Annotated in this window: 15 protein-coding genes; 6 read left to right on the top strand and 9 right to left on the bottom strand. The window is 72.2% G+C overall.

Annotation, left to right across the window (positions count from 1 at the left end; genetic code table 11):
• Positions 1-119: 119 nt before the first annotated feature.
• Genes pyrH through AB0J76_RS06630 form a run of 3 tightly spaced genes read left to right on the top strand, consistent with a single transcriptional unit; the run spans position 120 to position 2,316 of the window.
• Complete coding sequence (pyrH, locus tag AB0J76_RS06640) at positions 120-818, top strand: UMP kinase (RefSeq protein WP_352323800.1); 699 nt, start codon at positions 120-122, stop codon at positions 816-818.
• 43 nt (positions 819-861) lie between these two features.
• On the top strand, positions 862-1,419 hold the full coding sequence (frr, locus tag AB0J76_RS06635; protein ID WP_352323801.1) for a ribosome recycling factor: 558 nt from the start codon (positions 862-864) through the stop codon (positions 1,417-1,419).
• A 57-nt stretch (positions 1,420-1,476) separates the two neighbouring features.
• Entirely contained in the window at positions 1,477-2,316 is an 840-nt protein-coding gene (locus AB0J76_RS06630) for a phosphatidate cytidylyltransferase (protein WP_352323802.1), read from the top strand.
• Here AB0J76_RS06630 and AB0J76_RS06625 read toward each other — a convergent pair.
• Positions 2,296-3,318, bottom strand: coding sequence for a suppressor of fused domain protein (locus AB0J76_RS06625; RefSeq protein WP_352323803.1), 1,023 nt, complete (start codon positions 3,316-3,318; stop codon positions 2,296-2,298). The genes AB0J76_RS06630 and AB0J76_RS06625 overlap by 21 nt on opposite strands.
• A 154-nt stretch (positions 3,319-3,472) precedes the next feature.
• Here AB0J76_RS06625 and rlmN point away from each other — a divergent pair, with 154 nt between their 5' ends.
• The gene (rlmN, locus tag AB0J76_RS06620; RefSeq protein WP_352323804.1) at positions 3,473-4,573 is read left to right on the top strand and encodes a 23S rRNA (adenine(2503)-C(2))-methyltransferase RlmN; all 1,101 of its coding nucleotides are present in this window, start codon (positions 3,473-3,475) and stop codon (positions 4,571-4,573) included.
• 161 nt (positions 4,574-4,734) lie between these two features.
• Here rlmN and AB0J76_RS06615 read toward each other — a convergent pair whose 3' ends face one another.
• Both AB0J76_RS06615 and AB0J76_RS06610 read right to left on the bottom strand, forming a co-directional pair.
• Positions 4,735-5,442, bottom strand: coding sequence for an SGNH/GDSL hydrolase family protein (locus AB0J76_RS06615; protein ID WP_352323805.1), 708 nt, complete (start codon positions 5,440-5,442; stop codon positions 4,735-4,737).
• Between the two features lie 30 nt (positions 5,443-5,472).
• A complete protein-coding gene (locus AB0J76_RS06610) occupies positions 5,473-6,921 on the bottom strand; it encodes an ATP-binding cassette domain-containing protein (RefSeq protein ID WP_352323806.1) in 1,449 nt (482 codons plus the stop codon).
• Between the two features lie 173 nt (positions 6,922-7,094).
• On the opposite strand from AB0J76_RS06610, the gene AB0J76_RS06605 reads away from it, so the two are divergent.
• On the top strand, positions 7,095-7,595 hold the full coding sequence (locus tag AB0J76_RS06605) for a DivIVA domain-containing protein (protein ID WP_352323807.1): 501 nt from the start codon (positions 7,095-7,097) through the stop codon (positions 7,593-7,595).
• Between the two features lie 30 nt (positions 7,596-7,625).
• Here AB0J76_RS06605 and AB0J76_RS06600 read toward each other — a convergent pair whose 3' ends face one another.
• Both AB0J76_RS06600 and AB0J76_RS06595 read right to left on the bottom strand, forming a co-directional pair.
• A complete protein-coding gene (locus AB0J76_RS06600) occupies positions 7,626-8,273 on the bottom strand; it encodes an HAD-IA family hydrolase (protein ID WP_352323808.1) in 648 nt (215 codons plus the stop codon).
• Positions 8,274-8,276: 3 nt separating this feature from the next.
• A complete protein-coding gene (locus AB0J76_RS06595) occupies positions 8,277-9,848 on the bottom strand; it encodes an FAD-dependent monooxygenase (protein ID WP_352323809.1) in 1,572 nt (523 codons plus the stop codon).
• 65 nt (positions 9,849-9,913) lie between these two features.
• Here AB0J76_RS06595 and AB0J76_RS06590 point away from each other — a divergent pair, with 65 nt between their 5' ends.
• A complete protein-coding gene (locus tag AB0J76_RS06590) occupies positions 9,914-10,510 on the top strand; it encodes a PadR family transcriptional regulator (protein ID WP_352323810.1) in 597 nt (198 codons plus the stop codon).
• Here the strand turns inward: AB0J76_RS06590 and AB0J76_RS06585 are convergent.
• From AB0J76_RS06585 to AB0J76_RS06570, 4 genes are all read right to left on the bottom strand, one after another.
• On the bottom strand, positions 10,491-11,495 hold the full coding sequence (locus AB0J76_RS06585; protein WP_352323815.1) for an AI-2E family transporter: 1,005 nt from the start codon (positions 11,493-11,495) through the stop codon (positions 10,491-10,493). The genes AB0J76_RS06590 and AB0J76_RS06585 overlap by 20 nt on opposite strands.
• Positions 11,496-11,556: 61 nt before the next feature.
• Positions 11,557-13,392: a 3D-(3,5/4)-trihydroxycyclohexane-1,2-dione acylhydrolase (decyclizing) gene (gene iolD / locus AB0J76_RS06580; protein WP_352323811.1), complete on the bottom strand. Its 1,836-nt coding sequence runs from the start codon at positions 13,390-13,392 to the stop codon at positions 11,557-11,559.
• Positions 13,389-14,228, bottom strand: coding sequence for a 5-deoxy-glucuronate isomerase (iolB, locus tag AB0J76_RS06575; protein WP_352323812.1), 840 nt, complete (start codon positions 14,226-14,228; stop codon positions 13,389-13,391). The genes iolD and iolB overlap by 4 nt, the downstream gene beginning before the upstream one ends.
• Positions 14,225-15,109, bottom strand: a complete 885-nt coding sequence (locus AB0J76_RS06570) for a deoxyribose-phosphate aldolase (RefSeq protein WP_352323816.1) — start codon at positions 15,107-15,109, stop codon at positions 14,225-14,227. The genes iolB and AB0J76_RS06570 overlap by 4 nt, the downstream gene beginning before the upstream one ends.
• Positions 15,110-15,116 lie beyond the last annotated feature (7 nt).

Below are 15,116 nucleotides of genomic sequence, written 5' to 3'. Positions count from 1 at the left end.
TCCACCCAATGAAGGAGGCCGCCGCCGTGCAGGACCACCGGGAGTCAGCCCACGAATCCACACGGACGGCGGCTTCCTCATCACCCAGCCCGCAGGGTCCACTGAGGTGGAAGCGGGTGATGTTGAAGCTGTCAGGCGAGGCGTTCGCCGGAGACGACCCGCTGGGCATCGACCCGGCCGTCGTCGACCACCTGGCCGACTCGATCACCGAGGCCGTGCGCGAGGGCGTGCAGGTCGCGGTCGTGGTCGGCGGGGGGAACATGTTCCGCGGCGCCACCCTGTCCCAGGGCGGCATCGACCGTGCCAGGGCCGACTACATGGGCATGCTCGGCACGGTGATCAACTGCCTGGCGCTCCAGGACTTCCTGGAGAGGCGCGGCGTCGAGACCCGCGTCCAGACCGCCATCACCATGCAGCAGGTCGCCGAGCCCTTCCTGCCGCGCCGCGCGATCAGGCACCTGGAGAAGGGCCGCGTGGTCATCTTCGGGGCGGGTCTCGGCTCGCCGTACTTCTCCACCGACACCGCGGCGTCGCAGCGGGCCCTGGAGATCGGCGCCGAGGCGCTGCTCAAGGGCACGCAGGTCGACGGGATCTACGACTCCGACCCGCGCAAGAACCCCGACGCGGTCCGGTTCGACCATCTTGACTACGGCGAGGTGCTGCTGCGCGACCTCGCGGTCATGGACGCGACCGCGATCAGCCTGTGCAAGGACAACGATCTGCCGATCGTGGTCTTCGACCTGATGGGCGAGGGCAACATCCTGCGAGCGGTACGCGGTGAGAAAATCGGCACGCTGGTGAGTCCCGCAGGCAAATGAGGGAGCTAGCCCGACACCGCCAGCTAGTAGACAGGGAGCCGCTGTGATCGACGAAACCCTCCTCGAAGCCGAGGAAAAGATGGACAAGGCCGTCTCGGTCGCGAAGGAAGACTTCGCGACCATCCGGACCGGCCGGGTCACCCCCGCGATGTTCAACAAGATCAATGCGGAGTACTACGGCACTCCGACGCCGGTCCAGCAGTTGGCCTCGTTCCACCTGCCCGAGGCGCGCATGGTCATCATCCAGCCCTTCGACAAGAGCGCGATGGGCGCGATCGAGAAGGCCATCCGCGACTCCGACCTCGGCGTCAACCCGACCAACACCGGCGACGTGATCCGCGTGACGTTCCCGGAGCTGTCCGAGGAGCGCCGCAAGGAGTACATCAAGGTCGCCAAGAACAAGGGCGAGCACGCCAAGGTGTCGATCCGCAACATCCGTCGTACGGCCAAGGAGGCCCTCGACAAGATGATCAAGGACGGCGACGCGGGCGAGGACGAGGTCCGTCGCGCGGAGAAGGAACTCGACGACCTCACCCAGAAGCACGTCGCCAAGATCGACGAGCTGCTCAAGCACAAGGAAGCCGAGCTGCTCGAAGTCTGAGCGGCACGCCTCGCGGCCCTCGCCGGAAGGCGGGGGCCGTGGCTATGGAGAGTGTCTGTGGAAGAACGTACGGCCGGCACCGGCCCCGACGGCGGCAGCCGTACCGGAAGGAACCTGCCGGCCGCGATCGCGGTGGGTGTGGGGCTGGGTGCGCTGGTCCTCGGTACCCTCTACACGATCAAGGAGCTCTTCCTCCTGGTGATCGTGGTGTGCGTCGGCGTGGGCGTGCTGGAGCTGACCAAGGCGTTCGCCACGCGCGGGATCAAGGTCCCGGCCGTCCCGGTGCTCGCGGGGCTGGTGGCGATGCAGGCCGGGGCGTACTGGGGCGGGCCGTTCTGGTTGCTGGGGACGTTCGCGGTGTTCGCGTTCGTGCTGCTGGTCTGGCGGATGTTCAGCGACGGCACCGACGGCTACGTGCGCGACGGCACGGCCTCGGTGTTCACGTTGTTCTACCCGGCGATGCTGGCGGCGTTCGCGGCGTTGCTGCTGGCGCCGCACGACGGCCGCGACCGGGTGCTGATCTTCATCGCGGTGACGGTGGCCAGCGACATCGGCGGATACGTCGCGGGTGTGCTGTTCGGCAGGCACAAGATGACGGTCATCAGCCCGAAGAAGACCTGGGAGGGCTTCGCCGGGTCGGTGATCGCCTGCACGCTGGTCGGCGGCTGGCTGGTGACGTGGCTGCTGGACGGCCCGCTCTGGCTGGGCGCGCTGATCGGGGCGCTGGCGGCGCTGCTGGCGACCGTGGGCGACCTCATCGAGTCGATGATCAAGCGGGATCTCGGCATCAAGGACCTGGGCACGATCCTGCCGGGGCACGGCGGCCTGATGGACCGCCTCGACTCGCTGGTGACCACGCTGGTGCCGGTCTGGCTGCTACTGACGCTGTTCCTCTAGCGCCTCCGTCGTGACGGGGGTGAGCCACAACCACCGGACGGCCTCCCCGCCGAACGCGAACCCCGACATGTCCGGCATGTCGGGCGGGTCGGCCCGCATGAGCACCCCCGAGTACTGCGACCCCAGCGGGAACGTCGAGGGCTCGTGGTACCACTTCGCCGTGTGCCCGTGGCCGAGCCAGGTCACCGAGTGCCACGGATACTGGGCCAGCCACACCAGCAGCAGCGCCGCGTCCCTGGGGTCGTCGTGGGTGGCCACGGCCAGCTCGATGCGGGCGTAGGCGTCGGGGCGGTCGATCCACTGCTCGACCGTGGGCATGCGCTGGCAGCTCATCCCCACCGTGGACAGCACGGTCGGCTCGCGGCCCTCGTACGGGGGCCGTTCGGTGATGCCGACGGTGGGCAGGCGCTCGCCGCTGGCGTCCCAGTAGCGGCCGGCCGGGCCGAGCACCCGGTCGAGATGGCCCATGACGAACTGCTGGAACGACGGCCACGACCCCTCGCCGTGCCGCCAGCGCCAGTAGGACGTGGCGTTGGAGATGCGCGGCCGCAGCCCTTCCAGCGCCTCGGACAGCGCCCACGCGAACGGCGACTCGCCCACGGCGTCACGCGCGTAGCCGGGCATGCCCCTGCTCATGTCGGCCCAGCCGGGGATGACCGCGAGCAGGTCGTCGTCCTCGTAGAGGGCGACGCCGTCGCCCTCCTCGAACCACAGGGCGGACAACTGGCCGAGCGGCCTGCGGCCCTCGGGGTGCGTGGTGTTGGCCCTGGGCATCAGCGGGGGCAGGCCGGAGTTGATCCGGGCCAGGTCGACCACGGCCGGGGCCGGCCGATGGTTGGCCAGCCAGACGGCTCCGTGGACGGCGCCCTCGGGCGAGCACAGGTAAGCTACCGAGGAGTCCTCGTCCCGCTCGACCACGAGCGTGCGGCTGCCGTAGGGGTTACCCGCGGCGAGGACGACCTCGGTGCCACCCTCGCCAGATGCCGACCGGAAAATCGCCATACGAGATGACTGTAGATCGGGCGGTGACCCTGACGCGAGCCGTACCGTGATCAGGAATGCCTCCTTCGCGGCAGGCGTTCACTAACCTGGCCGGTGAGAAATCCCGGAAGTCCGAGCAGAGTCCCAGGAAGTCCCCCCAAGCAAAGGCAGGAACGTGTCCCAGCAGCCAGGCCAGCTCACCTTCGTCGCACCGCGACGGGCCAAGCCCGCGCGGCACCTGGCGGACCTGTCCATGGCCGAGCGCCGGGCCGCGGTCACCGAGCTGGGGGAGAAGGCGTTCCGCGCCGACCAGCTCTCGCGCCACTACTTCGAGCGCCACACCGCCGACGTCGCCGAGATGACCGATCTGTCCGCGGCGGCCCGCGACAAGCTGTCGGCGCTGCTGCCGACGCTGCTCACGCCGGTCAAGGAGCTGACCACCGACGGCGGCACGACCCGCAAGACCCTGTGGCGGCTGTTCGACGGCGCGCTGGTCGAGTCGGTGCTCATGCGCTATCCCGAGCGGGTCACGATGTGCGTGTCGTCGCAGGCCGGCTGTGGCATGAACTGCCCGTTCTGCGCCACCGGCCAGGCGGGCCTGACCCGGAACATGTCCACCGCCGAGATCGTCGAGCAGGTGGTCGCCGGCGCCCGCGCGCTGGCGGCGGGCGAGGTGCCGGGCGGGCCCGGCCGGGTCAGCAACATCGTCTTCATGGGCATGGGCGAGCCGCTGGCCAACTACAAGCAGGTGATCGGCGCCGTGCGCCGCATGGTCGAGCCCGCGCCGCACGGTCTCGGCATCTCCGCGCGCGGGGTCACGGTCTCCACCGTGGGGCTGGTGCCCGCCATCGGCAAGCTCGCCGAGGAGGGGCTGCCGGTCACGCTCGCGCTGTCCCTGCACGCGCCCGACGACGAACTGCGCGACACCCTCGTCCCGATCAACACGCGCTGGAAGGTGGCCGAGGTCCTCGACGCGGCCTGGTCGTACGCGGCCAAGACCAAGCGCCGCATCTCCATCGAGTACGCCCTGATCAAGGACGTCAACGACCAGGAGTGGCGGGCCGACCTGCTCGGCAAGCTGGTCAGGAACAAGCTCGTGCACGTCAACCTGATCCCGCTCAACCCCACGCCCGGCTCCAAGTGGACGGCGTCCCGGCCGGAGGACGAGCGGGCGTTCGTGCGCCGGCTGGAGTTCCACGGGGTGCCGGTGACCGTGCGCGACACCCGGGGCCGCGAGATCGACGGCGCCTGCGGCCAGCTCGCCGCGGCCGAGTAACCGGCGACCGCCGAGCACCGGCGACCGCCGAGCAAGGTGGCGGTCGCCGCCGGACTGTCTTGGGGTGCTGCGGGCCTGTCTCGTGACGGCGCCCGCCCTGTCTCGTGGCGCCGCCGGTCTATCTCGTGACGGCGCCCGCCCTGGCTCGGGGCGGCTCCGGTCTATCTCGTGGCGGTCGAGCGGGCGGCGAAGGTCTCGACCAGGTCAGCGATCATGGCCGCGCCCCGGCTGTTGAGGTGCACGGTGTCGGTGGTGAGCCGCAGGCCGCGGCTGCTGGAGATGGCGTCCAGGCTGCGGCCGAGCAGGAAGTGCTGCATCGCGGCGGTCTGCGCCTGGTTGCTCTCGGGGCGGTAGTGGGTGCGGGGCGAGGTGCCCTTCAGGTCGGCGGTCATGCGCTCGTTGAGCGGCAGGTAGGTCACGCCTTGCTCGGCGGCGACCGTCCTGACGATCTCGGCGAACTCCTGGGTGCGGCGCACCGGGACGGAGTCCAGGTCCTCGCCGATGACCGGCGGGGACAGCAGCGCCACGCGGGCCATGGTCTCGTTCTGCAGGCGGGCGGCGATGGCCGTCAGATTGGCGGCGTACGCGGCCGCCGTGGGGGTCTCGGCGAGCTTCCAGCGCCTGCGCAGGGCCCTGGCCCGCTTCTCGCTCAAGGTGGCGTTGGCGTCGTTGGTGCCGACGAGCACGGTGACCACGTCCGGATCCTGCCGCACGACGTCGTCGAGACGCTTGAGCAGCTCGGACGACGGCTCGTAGTTGACGCCCGCGTTGATCACCGTCGCGCCGGGCAGCCGGTCGCGCAGCATGGCCACATAGTCGACGCTCACCTGTCCGCGGGTGATGCTGTCACCCAGGCAGATCACCTTCACCGTGCCTCCTCAGGGGTGAGTGAACGCTTACTAACCTACCCTACGGCGCCTCCAGGCATACAAGGCGAGTCCCGCCAGGCACCACACCAGGGAGATCGCGGACAGTTGGGGCAGCTGGTCGAGCAGCTCGCCGCCGCCGGCCGCACGCATCCAGACCACCAGCGGAACCGTCAGCCAGTACGCGGGGGACGCGCTGAGCAGCAGCATCACCAGGTACCCGAGCACCAGCGACATGATCGAGACCGCGGGTGAGCGCAGCACGGCCCGGCTGGTGAGCGCGCCGAGCGCCGTCCCGGCGAGCACCGCCAGGGCGTGCAGGACGAGGGCCGCGCCGAGCACGTCCCGGCCGGGGCGCTCGCTCAGGCCGAGCAGGACGGCCCACGCCAGGCCGACGGCGGCCAGCACCGCGCAGGCGACCAGGCTCGCCACGAGCCCCGCGGCCACCTCCTTGCCGCGCCCGCCCGCGGTGACCGCCGACAGCTCGCGCTGCCGGTCGGGCTCGGTGTCCAGGAGGCTCCGCGTGGCCCAGGCCAGGATGGGGATGATCAGGACGGCGCCGTCGGCCAGCACGGCGGCCTCCGTGCCCTTGGGGGCGCGGCTGCCGTAGACGATCGCCAGCATGGCGAGGGTGAGCAGGAGCGCCTGATGAACGCGGTGCGACCGCACATAGGCGGCCAGCCGGAAGACGGCCAGGGCGATCATCCGGGCTCCTCGGGCGTATGGGGGGTGGTCGAGGGCGGAGGTCCGGTAGCCCTGGTCGCGCATCCTGGTCAGGAAGCGCGGGAGCTCGTCGGCGGGCAGCGTGACCGCCACGGTGGCCAGCGGGCGTTCCGAAGCGTGCGTCGCGGGAGGCACAGACGACGCGGGGGCCACGGGGGCCGCGGGGGTGGCCTCCTTGAGGCGGCCGTCCACGAGCGACCACGAGCGCAGCCCGGGAAGGCCGCGCAGGCCGCCCTGGTGGTCGCTGGCGACGACGATGCCCCCGCGCCCGGCGACCTCGGTGACGATGGCCGGCAGCGTCTCGCGGGCGTCGGCGTCCAGGCCGGCGAAGGGCTCGTCCAGGATCAGCAGGCCGGGGTCGGCCATCAGGGCCTGGACCAGGCCGACCTTGTGCGCGCTGCCCTTGGACAGCTCGCCGAGCGGCAGGCCGAGGAGATGACCCATGTTCAGGCGCTCGGCCCAGGGCCGCCATCGGGCGCCGCCGCGTACGGACGCCATGCGCGTCAGGTAGGACGTCACCGTGAACGGCTGGGCCGTCGGGAAGCGGTCGGGGGCGAAGCCCACGACGCCGGGACGGTCGGCGATGCGGCCCCGCGTCGGCCGCGCGAGCCCCGCGAGGAGCCGCAGCAGCGTGGACTTCCCTGCCCCGTTGACCCCGGTCAGCTCGATCGCGTCGCCCGGCGCGAGCTGCGCGTCGGCCTCTTCCAGGACGAAGGGCTGACGTCTTCGGTAGCGAAAAGAGACCTGTAACAGTCGCATGGTGCTGTAACGGTATATGTCAGGGCGCAGGGCCGTGATAAAGAGCCTCACCGCTGAAAGGGGCCTCACCGTGAAAAAGGGCCTCACAATGGAGAAGCCCCCGGCACATCTCAGGAGGAGTGGGCTTGAACCGCTTTCCGCGCGTCATGGGTATGCGTTCAGGCTATGACCCCGTGGAAGTCGACGCCCTGATCACGCGCATCGAGTCGACCCTGGGCAGGGGCCCGCACGCGGTCGAGCCCGTCACCGCCGACGAGGTCCGCACCGCGACCTTCCGCGCCAAGCGCGGCGGCTACCACGAGACGGCGGTGGACTTCGCGCTGGAGGCGTTCGTCGTGGCCCTGGAGACCCAGGCCAAGCGCCCGGTACGGCTCGCCATGGCCGAGCCGACCGGGGAGCTGCTGCGCGAGGAGTGGTTCGAGACCCAGGCGGCCCGCGTCGAACGGGTGGCCTTCCGCCCCGGCCGCATGGGCACCGGCTACAACGAGGACGAGGTCGACGCCTTCCTCGACCGCATCGTGGCCACCCTGCGCGGCACGACCGAGTTCGCGGTGACCGCCCAGGAGGTGCGCGAGGCCCGGTTCTCCACCGTGCTGCTGCGCGCCGGCTACCTGATCGCCGACGTCGACTCCTTCCTCGAAGGCGTCGCCGAGATCCTGGAGAAACCCCGCTAGGCCCGCCGCGGTACGGCCCCGGCGCCGCCGTCACGCCCGTTCGACGGCCGCGAGCAGGCCGCGGAGGTCGGGCAGGACCACCCGGACGACCTCGCGCCCGGCGGGCCGCTCGCCGTGCCGGTTGATCCACACCCGGCGCACGCCCAGCCGCTCGGCCGGGATCATGTCGTGGAAGTGGCTCTGCGCCACGTGCACCCACTCGGCCGGCTCGTGCGCCCTCCTGAAGTGCTCGAAGTGCGCCTCGTCCGGTTTGTAGGCCCCGGCGTCCTCGGCGGTCACCACCGCGTCGAACGGCACGGGCAGCCGCCGCAGCGTCTGGGCGATCAGGTCGCGGTCGCAGTTGGTCAGCAGCGCCAGCCGCCGGCCCGCCGCGCGCAGGGCCGACAGCTCCTCCCCGACCTCGGCGTACACCGGCCAGTAGGGCAGCGTGGCGGCCAGCACCGAGGCGTCGTCGTCGTGCAGCGGGACTCCGGCTCCGGCGCAGGCGCGGCGCAGCGCCTCGGCCATGACGTCCCGGTAGCGGGCCCGTGGCGTCTCGGCCTCGACGGCGCTCTCGTGCCGCAGGTACGCCGTCAGCAGCTCCTCCTTCCTGCCGGGCGCGATCAGCTCAAGGCTGGTGCCGATGCCGTGCCGCCAGTCGACGAGGGTGCCGAAGCAGTCGAACGTGATCCATCGCATGGCTCACATGATGACCCTTCCGAGCACCTGGTCGAGCGCCCGGCCGACCTCGCCCTCGACCGCCGGTCCTTCGGTCCGCCAGGCCACGTAGCCGTCGGGACGGACCAGGACGGCGGTGGCCTCGCCGTAGCGTTCGGCCCAGGCGTCCTCGACGTCGAGCACGTCGCCGCCCACCTGGTGCACCCGCACGCCGGGCCCGGCGGCCCGCGCCCAGTCCGCGCCGCCGGGGCCGCACAGCAGGACGAAGGCGTCGTGGAACAGGTCGTGGACGCCGATGCGCACGCCGTCGCGGTCGAGCCACAGGTGCGGGGCGCGGGTGCCGGGACGGGCGCCCTGGGCCGCCGAGTCGCCGAACACCGTCTCGTGGGTGGCGCCGACCATGGCCGACGAGCGGTAGCGCTGCCCCAGGATCGCCAGGACGTGGTCCAGCGGGTCGTCCTCGGGGTTGGGGCCGAACCTGGCCGCCTGGCTGCGCACGGTCAGGTCGGCCAGTTCCAGGGCCACCGGGCGGCGCTCGGCCTCGTAGGTGTCGAGCAGCGCGTCGGAGGCCCGGCCGGCCAGCACGGCGGCCAGCTTCCAGGCCAGGTTGTGCGTGTCCTGGACGGCCGAGTTGGCGCCCAGCCCGCCGGCCGGCGGCCAGACGTGCGCCGCGTCGCCGACCAGGAAGACCCGGCCCTCGCGGTAGCGGGTGGCGACGCCCACCGCCTCTTCCCACGCGGCCTTGCTGACGATCTCCAGGGGCAGGTCGCGGCCGATCAGCTCCTTGGCCGAGGCGGCCAGCCGCTCGTCGGTGAAGTCGTCCGGCGACTCGGTGGCGGGGTCGTACGTCAGGGCCATGCCCCAGTGGTCCGGCAGCGCGTGGGAGACCATCGCGCCCGAGGCCGTCCCGCCGGGCGCGCCGAGGATCCAGAACAGCGCCCGCTTGGTGACCAGCTCCGACAGGTCGGCCCTGAAGACGAAGGACTGGTAGGCGCGCAGGACGCCGAGCCCTTCGCGGGCGATGCCCAGCCGCTCCCTGATCGTGCCGCGGTAGCCGTCGGCGGCGATCAGGTAGCGGGCGCGCAGGGTCCGGCGCTCGCCGGTGCGGGCGTCCTCGGTCGCCACCGTGACGCCGTCCGCGTCGGGCTCGATCGACCTGCATATGGTGTCGAAGCGCAGGTCGGCGCCGCGGGCGCGAGCGGCCTCGGCGAGGATCGGCTCGACCGTGCTCTGGTCGGCCATGCCGTACTCGCCCGCGGTCAGCTCGGGCATCGCCCGGGAGGAGCCGCCCTCGAAGATCCACTGCCATTCGCCGGCCAGCGTCGCGCAGCGGGCCACGCCCCCTTCCTCGTCGAAGGGCCGCCCGGCCTCCTTGACGGCCTGCTCCAGGCCGAGCGGCCGGTAGATCTCCATCGTGCGCGGGGTGATGCCGCGTGCCCTGCCCAGGAGCGACACGCCGGGGTGGCGGTCGACGAGCACGCAGGGCACCCCGTGGTGGGACAGGAACAGGGCGGCGGTGAGCCCGGCGTAGCCGCCGCCGACGATCAGCACGGGGATCTCGGTCATGACGCCCTCTGGGCGGTCTGCTGTGGTCATGAGGAGATAGTTGCATTGCAACTAGTCTCAAGTCAACTAGTCGTCGTGCGGCTATGATGAGGGCCATGGCTCTCGACCGCGGCTCGCCGCTCGCCCTCACCGTGCTGGCCCTGCTGCGGTCCCGGCCCCTGCACGCGTACGGCATGCAGCGCCTGCTCAAGCAGTGGGGCAAGGACCAGGTCGTCAACGTCGGCCAGCGGGCCGGGCTCTACCGCACGATCGAGCGGCTGGGGGAGGCCGGGCTGCTCAGGGTCAGGGAGACCGGCCGCGACCAGCAGTACCCCGAGCGCACGGTCTACGAGCTCACCGACGCCGGGCGCGAGCGGCTCGACGTGTGGCTCGACGACATGCTCAGCCGTCCCAGACAGGAGTTCCCGCAGTTCCCGGCCGCGCTGTCGAACGCGATGCTGCTCCCGCCCGGCGTGCTGGCCGACGCGCTGGAGCGGCGGGCGACGGCCGTGGAGCAGACGCTGGCCGAGCTGGAGTCGAGCCTGTCGGCCGAGCAGGACCTGCCGCGCATCACGATGCTGGAGTCCGAGTACCTGCGCGAGGTGACGGCGGCCGAGGCCCGCTGGCTCCGCGCCGTCATCGCCGACCTGCGGGAAGGCCGCATCCAGTGGTCGCGCGAGGAGCTGGAGGCGGTCAGCTCGGCCCGGGAGTGATCAGATGCGGGCGCGGCCGCCGCAGCAGCGCGACGAGCACCGAGGTCACCGGCGCGGCCAGGAACGCCCCGGTGATGCCGGCGATCACGCTGCCCACCGTGATCGCGATCAGGATGACCGCTCCCGGCAGGTCGAGCGCCTTGCCGTAGACCTGTGGCGCCAGCACGTGCCCTTCGAGCTGCTGCACCGCCACCGTCACCGCGACCACGATCAGCGCCACCAGCCACCCCTTGGCCACGAGCGCCACCACCGCGGCCAGCAGCCCGGCCATGAACGCCCCCACCACCGGCAGGAACGCCCCCACGAACGTCAGCACGGCCAGCGGCAGCGCGATCGGCACGCCGAGGATCCACAACGCGAGCCCGATGAAGAAGCCGTCGACCACGCCGACGATCGCCACGCCGCGGATGTAGCGCCCGATCACGCCGAAGATCAGCACGCCGGTGTCGTGGCAGCGCGTCTTCGCCGCGTCGGGCATCAGATCGACGATCCAGGCGAACAGCCGCTCGCCGCCGTGCACGAAGTACACCGACAGGATGACCGCCAGCACCGCGCCGACGACGATCTCGCCGGCCGTCCTGACCCCGGCGATGGCGCCGCTGGTGATCTGTTTGCCCTGCTTGGACACGTAGTCCCTGGCCTGGGCGAGCAGCCGCTGGTCGTCGAGCCCGAACCGGGCGGCCAGGCCGTGCAGGTCGCCGAGCGCCTTGCCCAGGCTGGTGCGCATCTCGCTCAGGCTGTCGACCGTGGGCGGCACCAGCAGCGCGATCAGCGCGCCGGCCAGCAGCAGGCCGCCGACGAAGACGATCGTGGTGGCCAGCGCCGGGCCGAGCCCGCGGGAGGTGAGCCAGCGGGCCGGTGGATGCAGCAGCGCCGTGAGGAAGACGCCGATGATCACGGACATGACGACCGTGCGCAGGTGATAGAGGCAGAAGAAGGCGACCGCGATGATCGCGATCCACCCCAGCACCCGCCACGGCCTCATGTCCACCCCCCGATCGTGCCTGGTCAGTGGCCTTCCCGGCGGTGATCGAGGGCAACCCTGGTCAGGACGGCGGGCTCAGGTGCGCGCGCTGCGACCGCTTGGCCTCCTCGTACGCCGCCCGCTCGGCCGGCGCGCCCACCCCGGCCACGGGCACGTCCCACCACGCCTGCGAGGAGGGGACGTCGTCGGCCATGGGGTCGGTGCGCACGTGCACGACGGTCGTCTCGCCGGACGAGCGCGCCTCCTCCAGGGCCTTGCGCAGGTCGGCCAGCGATTCCGGACGTAGCACGGCCGCGCCCAGGCTGGCGGCGTTGGCGGCCAGGTCCACCGGCAGCGGGCCGCCCGTACGGGAGCGGTAGGACGTGCCCAGGCGGCGCGCCCCCACGCTCTCCGACAACCGCCCGATGGAGGCGAAACCCGAGTTGTCCACCAGGACGACGACCAGCTTGACGCCCTCGGCGACCGCGGTGACCAGCTCCTGCGCCATCATCAGGTACGACCCGTCGCCCACCAGGACGAACACCTCGCGCTCCGGCGCGGCCAGCTTGACGCCGACGCCGCCCGCGATCTCGTAGCCCATGCAGGAGTTGCCGTACTCGACGTGGTAGCCGCCCGGGCCGCTCGGCCGCCACAACTTGTGCAGGTCGCCCGGCATGGAACCGGCCGCGCACACCACGACGCCGTCCCGGCCCGCCGCCGCGTTCACGGCGCCGATGATCGCCGCCTGCGACAGCGGGGAGCCGTCGAGCGCGTACGCCCGGTCCACCTGCGCGTCCCACTCCCGGGAGAGCGCGGCGGCCCTGGCCGTCCAGGCGTCGTCGGAGCGCCGGCCGGCGACGGCCGCGACCAGGTCGGTCAGGCATTCGCGGGCGTCGGCGACCAGTTGCAGGCCCGACAGCTTGGCGGCGTCGAAGGCGGCGACGTTGACGTTGACGAACCTGGCGTCCGCGGCGAAGAGCGACCTCGACGCCGTGGTGAAGTCGCTGTAGCGGGTGCCGACCCCGATGATCACGTCGGCCTCGCGGGCCAGCGTGTTGGCGGCGGTGGTGCCGGTCGCGCCCACCGCGCCCACCGCCAGCGGATGGCCGTGCGGCAGCGATCCCTTGCCGGCCTGGGTCTCGGCGACCGGGATGCCGTGCGCCTCGGCGAAGGCGGCCAGTTCGGCGGTGGCCCGGCTGTAGATCGTCCCGCCGCCCGAGACGATCAGCGGGCGGGCCGCCGTCCTGATCACCTCGGCCGCCCTGGCCAGCGCGGCGCGTTCGGGGCGCGGGCGCGGCACGTGCCACACCCGGCGGGCGAACAGCTCCTCGGGCCAGTCGTACGCCTCGGCCTGCACGTCCTGCGGCAGCGCCAGCGTCACCGCGCCGGTCTCGACCGGGTCGGTGAGCACCCGCATGGCCGCCGTCAGCGCGGACGGGAGCTGTTCGGGGCGGTTGATCCGGTCCCAGTACCGCGAGACCGGCTTGAAGCAGTCGTTGACCGAGATGTCGTACGAACGAGGGTCCTCCAGTTCCTGGAGCACCGGGTTGGCGGCACGGGTGGAGAAGACGTCGCCGGGCAGCAGCAGCACGGGCAGCCGGTTGATCGTCGCGCCGGCCGCGCCGGTGATCATGTTGGTCGCGCCGGGGCCGATCGACGTCGTGCAGGCCAGCGTGGCCAGCCGGTCGGCGGCCCGGGCGTAGGCGGCGGCCGTGTGCACCATGGCCTGCTCGTTGCGGGCCAGGTAGTAGGGCAGGTCGTCGCCCGCGGTGGCCAGCGCCTGGCCGAGCCCGGCGACGTTGCCGTGGCCGAAGATGCCGAAGCAGCCGCCGAAGAAGCGGCGCTCCTCGCCGTCGCGCTCGCTCCACTGGGCGGCCAGGAAGCGCACGACGGCCTGCGCGACGGTCAACCGGATCATGCGTGCCCTCCGAACGGCAGTCTCGGGTCGACGTCCTGGCCCGTCCAGGAGGAGCGGATCCAGGCGTGACGGGGATCGTCGCAGAACGCCATCGAACGCTCCTCCGCCGGCCCCGCCAGCACGTTGAGGTAGTACAGGTCGTAGCCGGGGGCGGCCATGGACGGCCCGTGGTAGCCGTAGGGCACCAGCACGACGTCGCCGGAGGAGACCTCGGCCAGCGTGTCCACCTGCCCCCGCTCGGAGGAGTAGACACGCTGGTAGCCGGGCCCGTCGCCGGCGACCTCGAAGTAGTAGACCTCCTCCAGCACGGCCTCGCCCGGGTTCGGGGTGTCGTGCTTGTGCGGCGGGTAGGACGACCAGTTGCCGCCCGGGGTCAGCACCTCGACGGCCATGAGCTTGTCGCAGTCGAACACGCCGGGGGCGCAGAAGTTGTTCACCTGCCGGCTGGCCTGCCCCGCGCCCCTGATCTCCACCGGCACCCGGGACGCGGGCACGTGGCGCGGCGGCAGCGACCGGGTCGCGCGGGCCGACGGCAGCGCGACGCGTCCCGCGCCGCTCAGCGTGACCTGGACGCCGATCGGCAGGTACGCGAAGTCGCTCGGCCCCTCGAACACCGACCCGCGCCCGGCCAGCACGAACGTCTCACCGCCGACCTCGACCGTGCACGACCCCGACAGCGGAAGGACGATCATCTCCTCCTCTCCGGTGCCGAACGACAGCGGCGTGCCGGTCAGGTCCGCCACGCGCAGCCCGGAGTAGGTCCAGCCGGCCAGCGAGGGGGTGATCTCCACCGACCAGGGGCCGCCGGCGGCCTTGCCGTAGGGCAGGTAGGTCATGTGTGTGCCTCTCGTACCAGGGCGGCGGCGCCGTCCACCGCCGTCGCCACGTCGTCGTCGGATGGGTAGAGCAGGGCGCGGCCGACGACCAGGCCGAGCACGCCGGGCAGGGCCAGCGCGCGGTGCCAGTCGGCGTAGGCCGTGCCGATGTCGGGCGGGTCGCCGCCGAGGAGCAGGGTGGGCAGCGTGGTCGCGGCCATCACCCGCTCCATCTCGGCCACCACGGGGATCTTCAGCCAGGTGTGGGCCGAGGTGGCGCCGAGCGCCTGGGCGACGCTGATCGAGCGGATCACGGCGTCGGGGGACAGGTCGTTGCGCAGCACGCCGGACTCCGAGCGCGCCGCCCAGAACGGCTCCACCATGGCCACCAGCCGCCTGCGGGCCAGCCCGGTCACCGCGTGGGCGCACGACTCCAGGGTGGCGGCCGTCGCGTGGTCGCCGGGGTCGATGCGGCACAACATCTTGCCGCCGTCGAGCCGCATCGTGTCGATGGCCTCGGGGTCGAAGCCGGTGAACCGGTCGTCCAGCTCGAACACCGAGCCCTGCAGGCCGCCCCGGTTCATCGAGCCGAAGGCCAGCTTGCCCTCCAGCGCGCCCAGCAGCAGCAGGTCCTCCAGGACGTCCGGGGAGGCGAGGATGCCGTCCACGCCGGGCCGGGCCAGGGCCGCCTGGAGGCGGTCGAGCAGGTCGTGGCGGCTGCCCATGGCCAGCGGGCGGTCGCGTACGGACAGGGCGCCCCTGGCCGGATGGTCGGCGGCGATGATCAGCAGCCGCTCGTCGGGCCCCGGCATCCGGCGGCGCTGCCGGCGTGCGGCGGCCGCGGCGATCTCCTCGGGGCGGGTCGCGCGGATCCGCGTGAGCCACTCGTAGCGGGCGGTCACGGGCAGC

It is taken from the genome of Nonomuraea sp. NPDC049624, assembly GCF_040675255.1.
In the GTDB taxonomy this organism is placed as follows: domain Bacteria; phylum Actinomycetota; class Actinomycetes; order Streptosporangiales; family Streptosporangiaceae; genus Nonomuraea.
The sequence above is the reverse complement of the archived record's forward strand: the minus strand, read 5'-3'. Positions and strand labels throughout refer to the sequence as shown.